This is a genomic window from Nonomuraea sp. NPDC049480 (assembly GCF_044465905.1).
In the GTDB taxonomy this organism is placed as follows: Bacteria; Actinomycetota; Actinomycetes; order Streptosporangiales; family Streptosporangiaceae; genus Nonomuraea.
In genome coordinates this window covers 32,610-47,666 of the sequence record NZ_JBITMD010000031.1, presented here as the reverse complement: position 1 = coordinate 47,666, position 15,057 = coordinate 32,610, and the positions used below count along the sequence as shown (strand labels likewise).

The following is a 15,057-nucleotide window of genomic DNA, read 5'->3' as shown; positions in this document are numbered from 1 at the left end:
CTGGGCCGAAGCCTCGTCGCCACCGGCGACTGAGGCGGAGAGCACGGCGCCACGTCCATGGGTGTCCTGCTCGGCCCGCGTACCGCCAGGAGAACCAGGAGGCCCGAGGCGCCCACCTTGAGGGCTCGCCACGAGGGGGCACCTTGCTTATTTCACGCCCGGGGGGCGTCTCCGAAGTCCGGGATCGCCAGCCGCTCGCCGCCCTTGAGGGCGGATTGGTGCGCGACGATGCCGGGCAAGGTGTAGCGTGCGGCGACCCAGGCATTGACCGGGGGCACGGCGCCGGTGGCGACCGCCCGCACGAAGTCGTCGGCCAGGAAGTGATGACTGCCCTCATGGCCGTTGGAGACGTGGGCGAACTCTTCAGGCAGCCGCGAGCGGTCGTGCACCGGCGCTGAGCCCGAGGTGAAGGCGTCTCTGAGGGCGGGAGCAACATGCTGGAGCGAGGGGTCGTCAGGTGACAGGGTGGGCTTGGGCTGCAGGAACTCGGTGATGTCGGTGACACCGCTCTTGTTCTGCCACAAGCTCACTGTGGCCAACTGTTCCAGACTCCCCTCCGTCCCGAAGAACCGGAACCGTGACTCACGGATGTGCGAGGGGTAGCCGACCCGCCGGAACTCGTTCGTCCGGAAGCATCCCCCGCCCTCGACCTCGAACAAAGCAGTGGCGTTGGAGAAGTCGTTGCCGAACTGGCTGACCGACTTGTCGAACACCCCGTCCCCGCGATCGTCGACGACCCCGATTGCCGACACGCTGATTGCGTACGTCTGCCATGCGCCGAGCACACCACCGATCGCATGGGTGGGGTAGAGCAGCGGCGGGTAGCTAGCGGTCGCCTGCCAGGTATCGCCGCCGCTGTACCGGTAGGCGTCGTAGAAGCCGAGGTCCATGTCGTGCACGTAGTCGCCCTCCGCGTAGAACAGCCGTCCGAAGCCGCCGGCAGCGACCTGGTTGCGGGCGTACACCGTGGCCGGGTTGTACTGGCTGGTCTCCCCCATCATGTAGATCAGCCCAGTCTCTTGGACGGCCGTGAGGATGGCTGCGATCTCCACCTCGGTCACCGCCATGGGTACCGCCGAATACACGTGCTTACCGGCCCGTAGCGCCTTGACCGTCAGCGGCCCGTGGGTCCAGCGTTGGGTGAAGATGGCGACCGCGTCGATATCGGAGTCGAGCAGGGCCTCGAAGGACGGCACGGTGCCGGCAAGGTCGTAGTCGGCGGCCAGCCGGGCGGCCCGGTCCGCGATCAGGTCGGTGGCCCAGATATCGCCGACGCCAGGGTGGATCCGCCACAGCTTGGCGAACTGCCCAGCGAACTGCCCGGCGCCGACGATACCCAAAGAAAAGGTCATGAAGGGTTCCTTGTCATGCCGTCCGAGGAATGGTCATGCTTTCCTGCCCCGCGGACCCGCCGTCGGTGAGGCGCCGGCACCGGCCTCGGGCGGCCCACGTGGACTGCCACGACGATAGAGCCCTACAATCCACGAACGCTTCATCCAAAAGAGTGAGAACTTCTTGGATCCTCATGTCCGGCCTTGAACCGCCGAGCCTCACCGGATGGCGGGGCCGACCAGTGGTCATGGGCGCCCCGCATCAGCACGACGACCTGGAGATCAATCTGGTGACCGAGGGCGGCACCATGCTCTACCTGTTTGGTGGCACGCCCGTCGAGATCAGCTCCGGAAGCCTGGCAGTGTTCTGGGCCGCGGTACCGCATCAACTGGTGGCGAACTCGGCGACGTCCGTTCACTGGCTGCATCTGCCGTTCACGACCTTCCTGGGCTGGGGACTGCCCGACACGCTCGTCAGGCGCGTTCTGTCCGGTACGCCTGTGGTCTCCGCGCCGTCGGCCGCCTTGCCCACCGATCCCGCGAGCTTCGCCCAGTGGGCCGCCGACCTCGCCACCAACCACCGCGAACGCCACCGGATCGCACTGCTCGAGATCGAAGCCAGGGTCCGCCGCCTCGCTCTGACGAGCCTGGGCGAACCAGTGCGCCGGTACACCGGAGGCGAACCGGCGCTACAGCACGTCATCGCCATGGTGCGGCACATCGCCGAACACTTCCGCGAGCCGTTGACGAGCGCCGACATCGCCGGCGCCGCACACCTGCACCCCCACTACGCCATGACCCAGTTCCGCAAGGTGGTCCGCACGACCATGGGCGACTACCTCACCAAGCACCGCCTTGCGGAGGCCCGCCGACTGCTGATCACCACCGATCTGCCGGTCAACGACATCGCGTCCGCAGCCGGCTTCGGTTCAGTCAGCCGGTTCTACAGCGTGTTCACCTCTCTCTGTGGCACATCCCCGGCGAAGTTCAGACGCGAATACCAGGGAGCCGGCCGTCACCGTACGCCAGAGCACCCCTGAACCAACCGGAGGCCCCTGCCGCCACCCACGCCCCTCCGGCACGTGCTCTGCCCTTGCTCATGCCGGGATCGCATGCGGTCAGTTGCGTCTGCATCCCTAGGGCGTTGGGGCTGCTGGCCAGGCCGCCCAGGAACCAGACGGTGGCCGAGCCGGTCAGGACCAGCGCGGCTGAGGCGCACTGGCTCACCCCGCAGAGGAGCTGACACGTCACTATGATCCAGAACCGGGTAGCCGGTCGGCCAGCACGCGAGCGATCGGGATGACGGCCAGGAAGATGAGCAAGCTGACAGTCGTCACTACGCCGATGGCAGTGGCTCCGCCGCCGACGGCGATGAGCGCAAAGGCGAGCCCGGCCGGCGCCGTGGTGGTGCCGAGGACGGAGGCGGTACGCGCCACGGCGTAGCGCGAAACTGCCTGTTGCGGCGCAGTAGCTCCGCTGCGGCTGCGAGACGCTCGCGCATCACACCGTCCTGCTGCCGGCGAACGGCTGTCCCGATGTAAAGGGTGGGGCGGCCGGGCGAAGCCGGGCGCCGAAGTGGGCCGCGATTCCCGCCTCGCTTTGCTGCACGGCGGCGTGCAGGTCGCCCGCGAGCGGCTCAGGTATGCCGTCTGAACCCAGCCCAGCGGCCTCGACGGCTGCGGTGAGTCTTTGCTCGTCAGCGTCCGTGAGAGCCAATCGGCATGCCTGGTAGGAGAGCAGGTCCCGCGCTGCGTAGCCGTCGCCCGCGGTGAGAACGTCGCTTACGAGCCGGGCGGCGATCGGCGCCGTGTCCGGCTGGCCCGGGCCGCCCGCAAGGTCGAGTACGGTCAGGCCGAGGCGGGTGTGGAAAACGACCAGCTCGTCTGCGGGTTCGAGGTCGAGGTAGCGCTGTCGCATGGCCGCGATCTTCGTGTCGGCCGGTTGCGCGCAGGCGCGGAGGCACAGTACGTCGAGGGCGCGGGCGACCAGACGCTCCCACGGCTCGCTGGGGGTGCTGTCGTCCAGGAGCGCCTGCGCGTCCTTCGGCTGTTGAGCCAGGCAGCGGCTCACGATGGCCGCCTGGCGTCCGTCCAGCAGGCGTCGGCCGACGCCGTGGTGGCGTTCGGAGTGTTTTGCCGCCTGCTGCCAGCGGCCTGCGCTGATCAGCGCTCTGGCGCCTTCGGCCAGGAAGACGCCCCACAGCCACTGGACCACGTTGCGATGCTCGGTGTCGCTGGTGGTGAGGTCGCGAAAGGAGACGGGCGTGTCGTCGATGATGGCGTTGCCGCGGTCGGCGACAGCGTGGAACAGGTCTTCGAGTAGGTGGTAGGCGCCGTCGGCGTCGCCGGCGCGGATGGCCAGCCGGGCGAGGTTGACCGCGGGCTCGAGGGCGTAGCGCGCTTCCTTCGCATTCAGCGGCCGGGCGCGAAGGAAGAGGTCGAACTGACGTCGGCACCAGGTTCGAGCCAGATCGGGCCGCCCGCAGTCGCTGGCGATCAGCGCGGCTTTGTTCATCGCCTGCACCGCCTGGGACAGCAGGACGGAGCCGCCTTCGCCGGCGGTGCGCGCGAGGGTGCGTACGTCGTCGATGCGGTCCGGCAACGGTGGGTAGGCGGGTCTGGGCCGTGGAATGAGCGGGAAGCGGTGCGCGATCTGGGCGAGGTCCAGGGCGGCGTTCATGAGGTCACATCCAGTCGGTCCAGGGCCGGGTGTTGGGCCGGTCGAGGGTGAATTGGCTGGGAAGGGGGCGTGTAAGTCGGCGTGCTGGAGGTCGATGCCCACGCGACGGCATTGGGCGGCCGGTGTGCTTGTCGGTGTGGTCCATCAGCGTCGCAGCGGAGGTGTCGCGGCGGGCTCGCGGCCGAAGACGACGGTTGCGGCGGTGCCGGCCAGCACGGCTTGGGTCTCGTGGGGTAGGCCGTGCCTGTTCCAGGTGAAGATGACGTGGTGGGCCAGGACGTCGCGCAGCCCGCGATGGAGTCGCCCGTCGGCGGCTAGATCGCCCAGCTGGCGGCCGGCGGCGGAGAAGGCTTCCACCCACCCGGCTGCATCGGCGAGGGCCGCGCCAGGGCGGCAGAGGCTGGTGAGGTCCACGCTCATCAGCCGGCGCAGCTTCTCATGCAAGTCGGGGCGCGGAAGGGCTGGTTCACGGTGCTGGGCCACGCGTGCCCAGATGTCGCCCTGTTCATACCAGTCTTGACCGGCAGCGCGCATCAGGGCGCTGCACAGCAGGATGGCCAGCTCACGGCGATGCCCGCCGTCCGGCCGATGGCGGGCCGCGATGAGGTGGTCGAGCAGGTGACGGGTGTCGGCGTGGAAGAGCTGGTGGGCGCAGGCCATGGCTTCGCTACCGCCGAAGGCTCGAGTCTCGGGCTCGTAGCGGACCCTTCTGGCGCTGATGATGTGTCCGGCGCTGGCCAGGTCCGCCAGGTGGTCGTGCAGGTACATCTCGGCCCCGGCGGTGTCGGCTGCGGGCACGTACCGCAGTCGCCAGCAGGGCGCCTTGCGGATGATCCACCACAAGGTGATCCACCCTTGGGCGTCGGCCATCTTCAGCAGGGGCGCGAGATGCGCCAGGGCGATGGCCTCGGCGTCGTCCCATGAGGGGAACGCAACGTTGATCTGCTGACATGGCCTGTTCATGGTTGGGGCTCCGATCCTCAGGCGAACGCGAGAACGGTGTCCCAGCGGGAGGCCGGGGCGGTGCCGGTGCCGAAGGTGTGCAGGGCGAGCGCGGCCCCGGCCGCGCCGTCGAGGAGTTCGGCATCGGACACGCGTGGCGACAGATCGGCGGCGAGTTGGCCAGCCAGGTACGGCAGTTCGGCGGAGATCTGCGAAGTGCGGGCGTCGGCGGACATCCGCCATGCGGCGTGCAGCAGGCCGGCCTTGCCGTGGCAGAGGCCGGTGTCGTCGCCCAACTGCTGCAGGTGTGCGGGGTCGCGCAGCGCGGCGAGTATCGCCTCTTCGGCGGTTTGCTGGCGGTCGGTGTCGCCGAGCGCCATGGCGGCGAGTTGCTGGGCGCGGGCCGTGCCCGCGATGCCGTAACACCAGGAGGGCCGCGGCCGCAGTTCTGGGGAGACGCATCTCATGCGGACCTGGTCGGCGGTGATGTAGCCGGGCCACCAGGGGCCGGCCTCGCCCGTCTGGCGCCAGTGGTCGGTCCACGCGCAGATGCGGCCGATGGCTTCTTCGGCGCCGGGTACGGAGGCGTTCTGCAGGAGTGACAGGGCGAGCAGGGCCAGGACGGAGCCGACGCCGTGGGACACGCCGAAGTTTCCGTGTCCTTCCCGGTAGTTCGGGTTCGGTTCGCCGTCGGTCCAGACAGGGGTCCACCATGGCGGAAACGGGTCGTCGGCGGTCAGCGGTTCAGTGAGCCGCACCAGGTAGGTGAGTACGTCGCCGGTGATGGGGTGGTCGGGGTGGCGGGCCAGATGGTAGGCGGCCAGCCCGGCCAGTCCGCGGATGAGGTCGAACTCGGCCAGGGTGGGCCGCTCGCCGCGTTCGATGCGCGCGTACGCAGTCGCCAGCCGGGTTTGGGTAACGGTGGAAACGGCAGTGTCGAGTCGTGCGAGCGCGTCCCTGTATCGGCCGGTGCCGCCGTCGGCGGCCCAGATGACGAACGCCAGCGCAGGAGCGCCGTAGAACAGGCCGGCGTTGTCGGCCGCGCTCAGCGGCGCTTCGACCGCCGTGGTCAGCCAGTCGTGGGCGGTCAGGTGGTCGGCGTGGCCGGAGCGGGCTCGTTCGATGTGGAGCAGGGCGATGCCCGCGGCTCCCCCGGCCAGCGATTGGGGCCATGGCCGGCCGCCGCGGATTGTGGCGGCCGACCGGTGCGGGTCGGTCAGGACGTCGGCGATACGCGCAGCCTGGGCTTGCGCGGCGGCCTCTGGTGTGATCATCGGCTCCTCGTGGTTCGGGCGGTCCAGCTCAACGCGGCGGCGCGCGCCAGGTGCAGGCACGCCCGCTCGCTGGTCCGGGACGTGCTGATCATCCGGACATGGTGGAGATGCAGCAGATCCGGGAGCAGGTCGGCTGCGTTGACGCCGGCGACCTCCAGGGTGGTGCGGTAGGTGGTCAGGGCGGTGCGCCGTCGTTCCCAGCAGGCCAGGACCTGCTGGCCGCCCGTGTGCGCGGCCAGCTCGTTGCGGTGGGATCCAGCGGTGAAGGCGAGGGCCAGGGTGAGGGCCTGGTCGTATTGGTCGCGGCGGGGAGCTTGAGAGTCAGGCCGGGTGTGGTCGATCATCCAGCGCATCGCCGCGGCGGTGTCGCCGAGCAGCGCGATGGTGAGGTTGAGGAGGCTGGCGGCGGTAAGGGCACGCGTGTCGGGCCCGGATGGTGCCGTGGTGGAGGTCATGAGCTGTGCGAGCACGGCGGCCGAGTCGGCGGCGAAGTACGCCTCGGCCGCGTCCATCGCCTCCGGGCCGCCGAAGCGGCCGATCTCGGGGAAGTAGGTGTCCCATTGCAGGCGGCCGATCAGACCTGCGTGGCGCAGGTGGTCGCTCCAGGCGTTGATGTGGAGGATGGCGTCGGCGAGCGTGTCTGGCGGCACGGTCATGCGGATGCGCAGGTGGTCGTCGGGGTCGTGGTAGCGCAGGAACCACCACGTGAGCGGGCCGGTGAGCTGTTCCAGCCGCTCCGCCAGGTGAGGAAGGTGCCGGGTGAGGATGCTGGTGTGCCGGTCGGGATGTCCGTACAGCTTCAGGTACAGCCGTCCGTCCTGGCCGGGCAGATACCCGTGGCCGCGGCCGGTGAACTCGTATGCCCGTGCGGGCGGGTCAGCCGGACCGATGGTCGCCTTCAGCGGCAGTACGAGCTCATGAGCGTGGCCGCCGATCCAGCCTGCGGCATCGGGGGCGGGGGCGGGCAGCAGCACGGCGGTGTCGCCGTTGTGAAGATGGGCGCGCAGGAGTGCCCGGTGAGCGGGCTCGTCGAGGTCGAGGATGATGCGGCGATCGCCCTCGCCGAGGTAGACCCGCGATGGCACGGCGGTCTGCTCCCGCCAGGTGGCCAGGGCGCAGTCCCAGTCCGGCCAGGACGCTTCCCGGCCGGGCAAATCGGAGGCGGCCAGCAACCAGCGCGCGGGGGAGATGATCGTGCGGCCGTAGCGCAGCGCCGGCAGGAACGGCAGTGCGGTGGCCAGCCCCCACTCGAACGGGGTGCAGGGCGTGCTCAGCGCGTGCGGCGCCTCGATGAGGAAGCGCACCAGAGGGTGGATGTGGCTGGCCGGGTTGACGGCGTTCAGCGCCAGCGGCTCGATGGCGCGGCGCCGGGAGCGGGACATGACGTACAGGCGTCGGGCATCCGCCGTAATGGCGAGGTCGGCCACAGTGAGGGATCGGCCGTTGCCGTCGTGGTACTCCCCGATTGGCAGCAGATGCGTGCATGTTTGCGGAGCGCGGGCGACGTCGCCGCTGCTGGTGTGCAGCGGAGGCGCGGAGATCTGCGCCGTCAGCGCGCCGCGGGTTGCCGTCGGCAGCTGCGCGTACAGCGCTGCCACCCGCTGCAGGTAGTCCTCGCCGAGGAGAGGCAGGAACCGGCCGGTGGTCGTGCCGGCTTGGCGGGACACTCCGACGATCGCCAGCGTGTAGGCGCCGGCGGCGAGTGCCTGTGCGGTGGGGGCGTCCACACGGACGGTCAGCTCGGTGCTCGTCTGGATGGGCGTGCCCTTCCCGACGACCGACAGGCGGTCGATGAGCTCGTCGTCCAGGACGATCTCCCTCTGGCGCAGCAGCGCGGCCCGCTGCGCCAGAGGGAGCAGGTGGGTGTCGCGCTTGGTCGGTGTAGCTTGCTGGGGCGGGGCTGCGCCGAGGTATCCGGCCGGGTAGCCGAGTCCGATGTCGGCGTCGACGGCGTCGAGGACGGGGATGAGGGCGTGCGGGCCGTAGCGTTCCAGGAAGCGCTGGTGCCAGTCGATCCAGGCGCTGCTGAGGGCGGGGCGGCGGGCCAGGCGGATGAGCACGCTCGCTGCGGCGGCTGCTTCCTTCGCCACGGCGGCGGGCATCGCCACCTCGGCGTTGAGGCGCACATCGAGGGCAAGGGGCTGGGTAGTGGGGTGAACGGCCCTCATCGTGGCGGTCGCTCGCGTCATCGCCTTGCGCAGGTCGGGCAGGTGTGCCAGCTGTTGCGGGCGGCCGAGGTGCTCGGCGATCTCACGCAGCCGTTTGATGGTTTCGGCCGTCTCTCCCACGGTGTCGGCGTCCACGGCGGCGAGCTCGCCGAGGAGATGGCCGAGGGGGTCGCTCGCCGTCGCGGGCGGCCGCAGGCTGGTGAGCAGGAGCCGCTCGCGCACCAGATCTGCCAGCAGCGCGTCGATGGCGGGCTCGGCTGCGGTGGGGAACATGACGGCGAGCTGGGCGTGGAGGCTCTCGCACGGGACGGGGAGGTGGGCCAGGCGCAGTGCGGCCCGCAGGGGGTCGGTGGCGCGCACGCTGACGTGAGCGGGGCGCCCGTTCGGCTGGGCATGGGATCGGTGCTGCAGCACGATCTGGCCGTCTCGCTCGAACAGCAGGTCGTTGGTCCGTACGGGCAGGCGTCGGCGCAGCGCCGGTGTGCTCTCCAGGCGGTCGACGACCGCGGCGAGCCAGGCGGAGCGCGCGTGCAGCACCGCGTCGTGGCCGTTGCTGATCCGTACGGAAGGCTGGCGGGCTGGGGCGATGCGGGCCGGGGCGATGCCGGCGAACATGCCGAACGGCGTCGCCCGGGTTTGGGCGCGCAGCAGGTATCGCATGGTCGACAGCACCAGGCGGCGCGCGTCGGGGTCGGTGATGCGGTGACCGTCGAGCATGTCGCCGATGCGCTGAGCCAGATCGGGGCTGGCCTGCTGGACCGCTGTGGCGAGGGCGGGGATCTGCCAGATGAGGCCTAGCCAGCGCCGCCAGGAAAGCTGATCGGCAGATGCGCTGGTCAGGTCTGGCCATGGGGGAAGCTGCTGGTTCGGCTGCCACGTTGTCGCGCGGAGCAGCGCGGCGTCGGCGTACTGGTACATCGGCTGTCCTGGAGGCGGGTGGCGCCCCCGGCCGGTCGAGGATCGGCCGGCCGGGCGCGGTTTCAAAGGGGTTCAGCGTCCGCTCTGGTTGCGGACGCGGGCCCAGCCCGTTACGGGCAGGTGTTGGGGCAGGCGCTCTGGCACGTCTTGCCGCAGCCATCGTCGGTCATCCGGATGAGCCTGTCGGCCTCCGGTCCAGACTCGACGAGGGTGATGTCCAGCGTCCAGTCCTGCTCGGTGTCGAGAGCGGGTGCCGGGGTGGCCGGTGGGATCGAGGCGGGTGCCTCGGCCAGCTGGACGGTCATGGTGCCTCCTAACTTGTGGCGGATGGGTTTCCCCTGGACGCCCTCAGGCGGGATCACCGCCCGGGGGTTCCGGAGGTCTGGGGCCAGGAGACGGCCACGCTTCCGTGCCGCTTGCGCAGCAGCCCGCCCTGCTGCGGCTCGTGCTCCGGCGGTGTGGCGGCCTGCGCGGGCAGGTAGCGGATGCAGGCGGCGCCGCGGCGGCGGTACTGTTCCGCCCAGCGGCGTAGCAGCTGCCCGTACTGCGCCGTGACGTACTCGGCGGAGGGGCCGTGCGCGATGACACCGCTTTCGAAGTCGTCGCTGCCCCGCTGACGTTTGATGCGGTAGGCGAAGCTGCCGTCGTCGCCGATGAGGACGGGCGCTCCGAGGCGGGCGGCGGCCCTCACCAGTCCTTCCTCGATCCGTTCCGGGCTGGCGTGCAGCAGGGCCATCCGCGGTGAGTTGGTTAGCAGGAACAGCTCCAACTCGTCGGGCAGATCAAAGGCGGCGCCGGGCCAGCTCTCCATAGGCGGCGAGTGCAGGGCCTGCCGCAGCGCGGTGACGTCGATGCTGTGCTCGGTGTCCTCCATGGTCAGGTAGACGCCGGTATTGATCGTGAGGCGCTGGTTGCTCCGAGCTCCGTCGCCTTGCATGGGGACGAAGCGGCACAGGCAGTAGCTGCGGCTGACCAGGCCGGCGCCGTCGCGGTCGAACGCGATGGACCTGGTGACGCCCTTCAGCCGCAGCGGCACCACGATCCGGCCGTTGCCGGTGAGCTGCTCCAGCCACGCGGGCGGGATGTCCGGGCTGTCCACGGTGACGATGATCCGGTCGTAGGGAGCGCCAGCGGGCAGGCCGTATTCGGCGTCGGCATGCACCACGTCGACGCGGTCGTAGCCGGCGTCGGCGAGGTAGGTGCGGGCTCGCTCGACGATCTCACGGTCGATATCGATGGAGGTGACGTGTCCGGTTGGGCCGACCAGCTCGGCGATGACCGCTGCGTTGTAGCCCATGGAGCCGATTTCGAGCACCCGCATGCCGGGCGTGATCTCGGCCTGCTCCAGCATGGTGGCCTGGAGGTGTGCGGCTGACAGCGAGCTGAGGGTCAGGCCGTCGCTGTCGCGCTTGATCGGTACCGCGGTGTTCGGCTCGTAGGCCTGTTCCAAAGGCGCTTCGGGCACGAAGAGGTGCCGGGGCACCGTGGCCATGGCTTTGGCCACCGCGTCGGAAGTGATCGCGTCGCCGCGGAGTTCCGCCACCATGGCGGTGCGCAGCTGGTCGGCGTCGTCAACGTCGCGGTCTCGCACTGTAGTCATGTGATCGCCGTATTGGTTGGTGGTTGGACGGGTCGAGTTTCGGGCGGGGTCGCGGGGGCGAGTTCTGCCCCCTATGGCCGGGGGCGCTGCGGCGCGGCTGCAGCAGCGTTCCGCATCTGGCCAGGAAATCGCGACGCGAGTGTGCTGCTTGGTGATGAGCACGCTGTTGGGCGGCACCTCGACAGGGTGGTCAATCGGCCATACCTCGAATTGCGGGCCAGCTCCGCCGCGGTAGTCGCGGTCCCACACCTGGACCTGCTCCACGATCGCCTGGGCGACCTCGCCGCCGCGCGGGCCGTAGCCGTGCGCGCCGAACTCGACGCGACCCTCCCCGGCGGCCGGGCGGACCGACAGGTAGGCGAATGAGTCGTCCTCGACGGCAGCGAAGGGGAACCAGCGTCCACCCTGCTCGACCGCGATCCCGGGATCCTCGTCGCCGGATGCTTTCACGGTGATGTTGCAGAAGCCGGGCAGCGCCGTGGCCATCCACAAGGGCAGATCGGGGAACGGCTCGGGGCGGGCCACGGTCACCCCGGACCAGGCCGCGGTGGGCTTGCCGGCGAGCACGCCATCCAGCTTGCCCGGGTCGGCGAGGTTGCCGTCATCGAAGCGCAGCCCGACCTTTTCGCCGTTGAGGAGCCACAGGTGCTCGTCGTGCTGGCCGGCCCCCTGCATCCTGACGAAGCCGCACACGCCCTGCGACAGGCTCACCAGGTGGTCGTTCGTGCGTTCCAGGGCCAGGGAGCGGGTGATGCCCTTCATCCGCAGCGGGATGACGATCCTGCCGCCCTTGGCGAGCTGGTGACGCCAGGCCGGAGCGATGTCCCACGCTCCCACGGTGACCATGATCCGGTCGTACGGGGCGTTGGCCTCCCAGCCGTATTCGCCATCAGCCGTGACGACCCGCACCTGCGAATACCCGGCGGCGGCCAGGCAGTCGCGAGCCCGGCTGGTCACGTCGGCGTCGATGTCCATGGTCGTGACCTGACCGGTCGGGCCCACCAGCTCCGACAGCAGGGACGCGAAGTAACCTCCTGAGCCGATCTCCAGCACGCGCATTCCCGGGCTGATGTCGGCCTGCACGAGCTGCATGGCCTGGATGTCGGGTGCGGACATGGTGGAGATCAGGGCGCCATGCTCGCTGCGCTTGACTTCGACGATGTCCACCGCGTACGCCGCCTCCGGCGACACCTCGGGGGCGAACAGATGCCGAGGGACCCTGCGGAACGCGGCCTCGACCTGCACGGGGAGCGGGAAGCCCCACTCCGCGCATCTGGCCGCCACGGCGGTGGTCATGGCGTCACGCAGGGCCACGGCGTCCTGGACGTCGTTATCGGTGGCCACAGGCTGGGTCCCCTCTTCTTGGTTGTGATGGGCAACTGGTCGATGGTGGCTGGTGGTCGGCCGCTACGCGGTTAGCCGCGCCGTCCCCTTCCCTTAAGAGGCGGTCGAGCCGGCTAGTCCGGACCCAGGGTGAGGGCCGGACCGGAGTCCTTGCTGATCCGGCCGTTCGGAATGCAGCCGGACTATGTACTACATGCTTCCTAGTCTGGAAACGATGCGGGGTCAATGAGTATGTAGTACGTACTGCCACTATGGTGAGCACATGGTGACTCCAGGGGCCCACTACCGCGATGTGGCAAACACGATCCGTCAGGCCATCCACGCAGGCGTCTACCCTCGCGGCTCCCTGCTCCCCAACGAGGACCAGCTTGCCGAAGAACTCGGCGTGAACAGGGCCACGGTGAACAAGGCCCTGAAGATCTTGAAAAGCGAAGGGCTCGTCTACGTGCACATGGGGGTGGGCACCTACGTCCACGAGCTGCCGCCGATCCTGCGCGATGCTGCCATACGGCACAGTCGCGCCCACCGCGAGCGGGGAGGCATGCGCGGCTCGCTGGCCAGCGAACTTGACCAGCTCGGCTACAGGCTGGACTCCGACAACACCATCGGGCCCGGCCGGCCGCCTGCCGACGTAGCGGACGTTCTCGGCGTTGATCCCGACTCCGACAGCGTGATCGTGCGCGCTCGCCGCATGCGTGCCGAGGGTGTCCCCATCCAGATCGTCACCAGCTACATCCCGCGCGACATCGCTGACGGCACTCCCATCGCGGAGCGTGACCCGGGCGTCGGCGGGATCAGCAGCCGCCTGGCCGAACTCGGCTACGCCCAGGTCGAGATCGAGGAGAACCTTCGGGTACGGCCGCCCGCATCGGACGAGGCGCGGTTCCTGCGCATGACACCGGACCAGCGGGTGATTGAGATCTTCCATATCGGCTGGACCGCGAGCAACCGGGCCGTCAAGATCAACCTCTACATCCTGCCCAGCTATCAATGGAACCTCCGCTACCGCTATCCGATCGATCCTGTCTGATTCCCGTTCCGCGAGCGCCCCCGCCCCCTGGCGGTCTGGTCGATGGTGGCTGTTGGCGGGCAGCCCCGCGGTCAGGCCACGCCGTCCGCCTCATCCACGTACGGGTCGGGCTCCAGCGGCTCCCCGCGGGTGACGTGCTCGCGGCGATGCTCGATCACCAGCGCGACGTACGTCCGGACGGCGCCGCGGTGGGTGCGGCCTCGGCCGGTCTCCTCGTAACCGCCGTTCTCGGCCTGACGCAGCACGAAGAACTGACCGCCCTCGGACGCGAGCTCGTACCGACCGCAGCACGAGGTGTGCCGGACCCGCAGAATGCCCCCGGCCGGGGCATACGGTGTCCACTCGAACGTGTCGGCAGTCTGCGCGCTAGGTCGTCGCGAGCGGCTGACTCGCTGGTTCATCTGCTGTCTCCGCGCTCGATTCGGGTGGTGGTGCGGGCGATCGAGCGGTAACCGACGAACGCGCCGCGTCCGTAGGCGTGGGAAGGCGGACAGGCAGATAGCCGCAGTCGTACATGACGAGGATGAGGGCGTCCATCGGCGGTGGCCTTTGCTGTGACCTGGTCCGGGCGGCGAGAAGGTGGAGCTCGCAGCCCACGACGGACAGAAGCTCCGGCGTGGGCTGCCAGTGGTAGGCGGCGCAGGCCAGGAGGGAATGGATTCCGATGGTGGGTTCAGCCCGCGCCGTCGTGCGTAGCCGACGACGAGAGCGCAGTTCTCCGCGCGTCGGACCGAGCCAAGACGTGGCGTGGCTTCCCCGTCTGCGTGCGGGGCCGTCTGCCTGACCACGTCTCGCTTCATGACCCGGCACCCTCGCCCGGCCCGGGACTGCTCTCCATAGAGCTGTGAGGCTGCGGCGTCTGGGAGGCCGGCGAGCGCCACAGCGCTTGTGCTTCGCGGCTCATCCGCTCCAGCAACTCGTCCGGATGCGCGGCCTCCACTACGAGGCCAGGCGGAGGGCAATTCCCCTGGTAGAACGCGACGAGACGGCGCTTGCGCCGGGAGTACATCAGCCACCAGTAGGGCACACGCTGCTGCCAATGCTTGACGAACGCCATCCCGGCAGCGTCGGCGGCAGCATCGGCGCTGTCGATAAGCATCGATTCCTCCGTGCGGACAGGGAGTCGAGACAAAGAGGGGGCGGGGCGCAGGCCGGGCGACGATACTCGTCCAGAAGGCCACCCGGCCTGCGCCCGTACGGTGCGAGACGGCGGCTTGTACAGCGGGCCGCTCGCACAGGACGTGGCTGCGCAGCGCCCTCGAGAGGGCGCCTTGCCGTGACCATGTGTCGCCATGATCAACGGGTCGCCACGTCACGATCATCAGTCCTCGGTAACAGTCGCTATCAGGTGCTAAGGATCTAGTCAGCAAAGGTTCGGCGGAGAACGATGAGACAGCCTGACGACTGGGTGACGTGGCCGCTCACCTGCACTTCGGCGATACCTGTGCAGCATCCACCCGGTTCAGGGCACGATGGAGGGGCACACTGAGCGTGCCCACACCGTGCCCACACGCTGACCGAAAAAGGGATCGCCAGGTGGAAGCGCCACACCTCCCCCTTCCGGACCTGCTGAAACACCTGCGGCAGTCCGCCAGAATGACTCAGCAGCAGGTGGCAGACAGGCTGTGTGCGATCACTGGCACGTGCACCGTCACCCGGTTCGAGGTCGGCAGATGGGAGCAGGGCCGTGTCCGGCCGGCTTCTTGGCTTCCCGCGCTGGCGCAAGTCCTGAACGTCGACCTGGACGTGCTGGAGACGGCACCTGACAGGC

General features: G+C 69.5%; 12 protein-coding genes and 1 pseudogene. 3 read left to right on the top strand and 10 right to left on the bottom strand.

Annotated elements, in window-relative coordinates; all coding sequences use genetic code 11:
• Positions 1–152: 152 nt before the first annotated feature.
• Positions 153–1,352: a Gfo/Idh/MocA family protein gene (locus ACIBX3_RS51360; protein WP_397128071.1), complete on the bottom strand. Its 1,200-nt coding sequence runs from the start codon at positions 1,350–1,352 to the stop codon at positions 153–155.
• A 227-nt stretch (positions 1,353–1,579) separates the two neighbouring features.
• Between ACIBX3_RS51360 and ACIBX3_RS51355 the strand changes: the two genes are divergently transcribed.
• Entirely contained in the window at positions 1,580–2,371 is a 792-nt protein-coding gene (locus ACIBX3_RS51355; RefSeq protein ID WP_397128140.1) for a helix-turn-helix domain-containing protein, read from the top strand.
• A 210-nt stretch (positions 2,372–2,581) separates the two neighbouring features.
• Here the strand turns inward: ACIBX3_RS51355 and ACIBX3_RS51350 are convergent, their stop codons facing one another.
• The 7 genes from ACIBX3_RS51350 to fxlM form a co-directional block, all read right to left on the bottom strand.
• Positions 2,582–2,767, bottom strand: a complete 186-nt coding sequence (locus ACIBX3_RS51350) for a hypothetical protein (protein WP_397128070.1) — start codon at positions 2,765–2,767, stop codon at positions 2,582–2,584.
• A 64-nt stretch (positions 2,768–2,831) separates the two neighbouring features.
• On the bottom strand, positions 2,832–4,010 hold the full coding sequence (locus ACIBX3_RS51345; RefSeq protein ID WP_397128069.1) for a hypothetical protein: 1,179 nt from the start codon (positions 4,008–4,010) through the stop codon (positions 2,832–2,834).
• A 144-nt stretch (positions 4,011–4,154) separates the two neighbouring features.
• Entirely contained in the window at positions 4,155–4,973 is an 819-nt protein-coding gene (locus tag ACIBX3_RS51340) for a thiopeptide-type bacteriocin biosynthesis protein (RefSeq protein ID WP_397128068.1), read from the bottom strand.
• A gap of 17 nt (positions 4,974–4,990) precedes the next feature.
• Entirely contained in the window at positions 4,991–6,226 is a 1,236-nt protein-coding gene (locus ACIBX3_RS51335; RefSeq protein ID WP_397128067.1) for a lanthionine synthetase C family protein, read from the bottom strand.
• Positions 6,223–9,312 (bottom strand): lantibiotic dehydratase, encoded by a 3,090-nt coding sequence (locus tag ACIBX3_RS51330; RefSeq protein ID WP_397128066.1) that lies wholly within the window; start codon positions 9,310–9,312, stop codon positions 6,223–6,225. The genes ACIBX3_RS51335 and ACIBX3_RS51330 overlap by 4 nt, the downstream gene beginning before the upstream one ends.
• Before the next feature lie 110 nt (positions 9,313–9,422).
• Positions 9,423–9,617: an FxLD family lanthipeptide gene (locus tag ACIBX3_RS51325; protein ID WP_397128065.1), complete on the bottom strand. Its 195-nt coding sequence runs from the start codon at positions 9,615–9,617 to the stop codon at positions 9,423–9,425.
• 53 nt (positions 9,618–9,670) lie between these two features.
• On the bottom strand, positions 9,671–12,256 hold the full coding sequence (fxlM, locus tag ACIBX3_RS51320; protein WP_397128064.1) for a methyltransferase, FxLD system: 2,586 nt from the start codon (positions 12,254–12,256) through the stop codon (positions 9,671–9,673).
• A 262-nt stretch (positions 12,257–12,518) separates the two neighbouring features.
• Between fxlM and ACIBX3_RS51315 the strand changes: the two genes are divergently transcribed.
• A complete protein-coding gene (locus ACIBX3_RS51315) occupies positions 12,519–13,286 on the top strand; it encodes a GntR family transcriptional regulator (protein ID WP_397128063.1) in 768 nt (255 codons plus the stop codon).
• A 71-nt stretch (positions 13,287–13,357) separates the two neighbouring features.
• Here the strand turns inward: ACIBX3_RS51315 and ACIBX3_RS51310 are convergent, their stop codons facing one another.
• Both ACIBX3_RS51310 and ACIBX3_RS51305 read right to left on the bottom strand, forming a co-directional pair.
• Positions 13,358–13,687 (bottom strand): hypothetical protein, encoded by a 330-nt coding sequence (locus tag ACIBX3_RS51310; protein WP_397128061.1) that lies wholly within the window; start codon positions 13,685–13,687, stop codon positions 13,358–13,360.
• Positions 13,688–14,082: 395 nt separating this feature from the next.
• A complete protein-coding gene (locus ACIBX3_RS51305; protein ID WP_397128060.1) occupies positions 14,083–14,385 on the bottom strand; it encodes a hypothetical protein in 303 nt (100 codons plus the stop codon).
• Positions 14,386–14,699: 314 nt separating this feature from the next.
• On the opposite strand from ACIBX3_RS51305, the pseudogene ACIBX3_RS51300 reads away from it, so the two are divergent.
• A pseudogene (locus ACIBX3_RS51300) lies at positions 14,700–15,029 on the top strand (helix-turn-helix domain-containing protein); the annotation flags it as partial.
• Positions 15,030–15,057: the final 28 nt, after the last annotated feature.

What these genes read in the sequence shown, in the direction of transcription:
- ACIBX3_RS51360 (WP_397128071.1), bottom strand. Translation starts at nt 1,352, where the DNA reads ATGACCTTTTCTTTGGGTATCGTCGGCGCCGGGCAGTTCGCTGGGCAG.
- ACIBX3_RS51355 (WP_397128140.1), top strand. Translation starts at nt 1,580, where the DNA reads ATGGGCGCCCCGCATCAGCACGACGACCTGGAGATCAATCTGGTGACC.
- ACIBX3_RS51345 (WP_397128069.1), bottom strand. Translation starts at nt 4,010, where the DNA reads ATGAACGCCGCCCTGGACCTCGCCCAGATCGCGCACCGCTTCCCGCTC.
- ACIBX3_RS51340 (WP_397128068.1), bottom strand. Translation starts at nt 4,973, where the DNA reads ATGAACAGGCCATGTCAGCAGATCAACGTTGCGTTCCCCTCATGGGAC.
- ACIBX3_RS51335 (WP_397128067.1), bottom strand. Translation starts at nt 6,226, where the DNA reads ATGATCACACCAGAGGCCGCCGCGCAAGCCCAGGCTGCGCGTATCGCC.
- ACIBX3_RS51330 (WP_397128066.1), bottom strand. Translation starts at nt 9,312, where the DNA reads ATGTACCAGTACGCCGACGCCGCGCTGCTCCGCGCGACAACGTGGCAG.
- ACIBX3_RS51325 (WP_397128065.1), bottom strand. Translation starts at nt 9,617, where the DNA reads ATGACCGTCCAGCTGGCCGAGGCACCCGCCTCGATCCCACCGGCCACC.
- ACIBX3_RS51315 (WP_397128063.1), top strand. Translation starts at nt 12,519, where the DNA reads ATGGTGACTCCAGGGGCCCACTACCGCGATGTGGCAAACACGATCCGT.
- ACIBX3_RS51310 (WP_397128061.1), bottom strand. Translation starts at nt 13,687, where the DNA reads ATGAACCAGCGAGTCAGCCGCTCGCGACGACCTAGCGCGCAGACTGCC.
- ACIBX3_RS51305 (WP_397128060.1), bottom strand. Translation starts at nt 14,385, where the DNA reads ATGCTTATCGACAGCGCCGATGCTGCCGCCGACGCTGCCGGGATGGCG.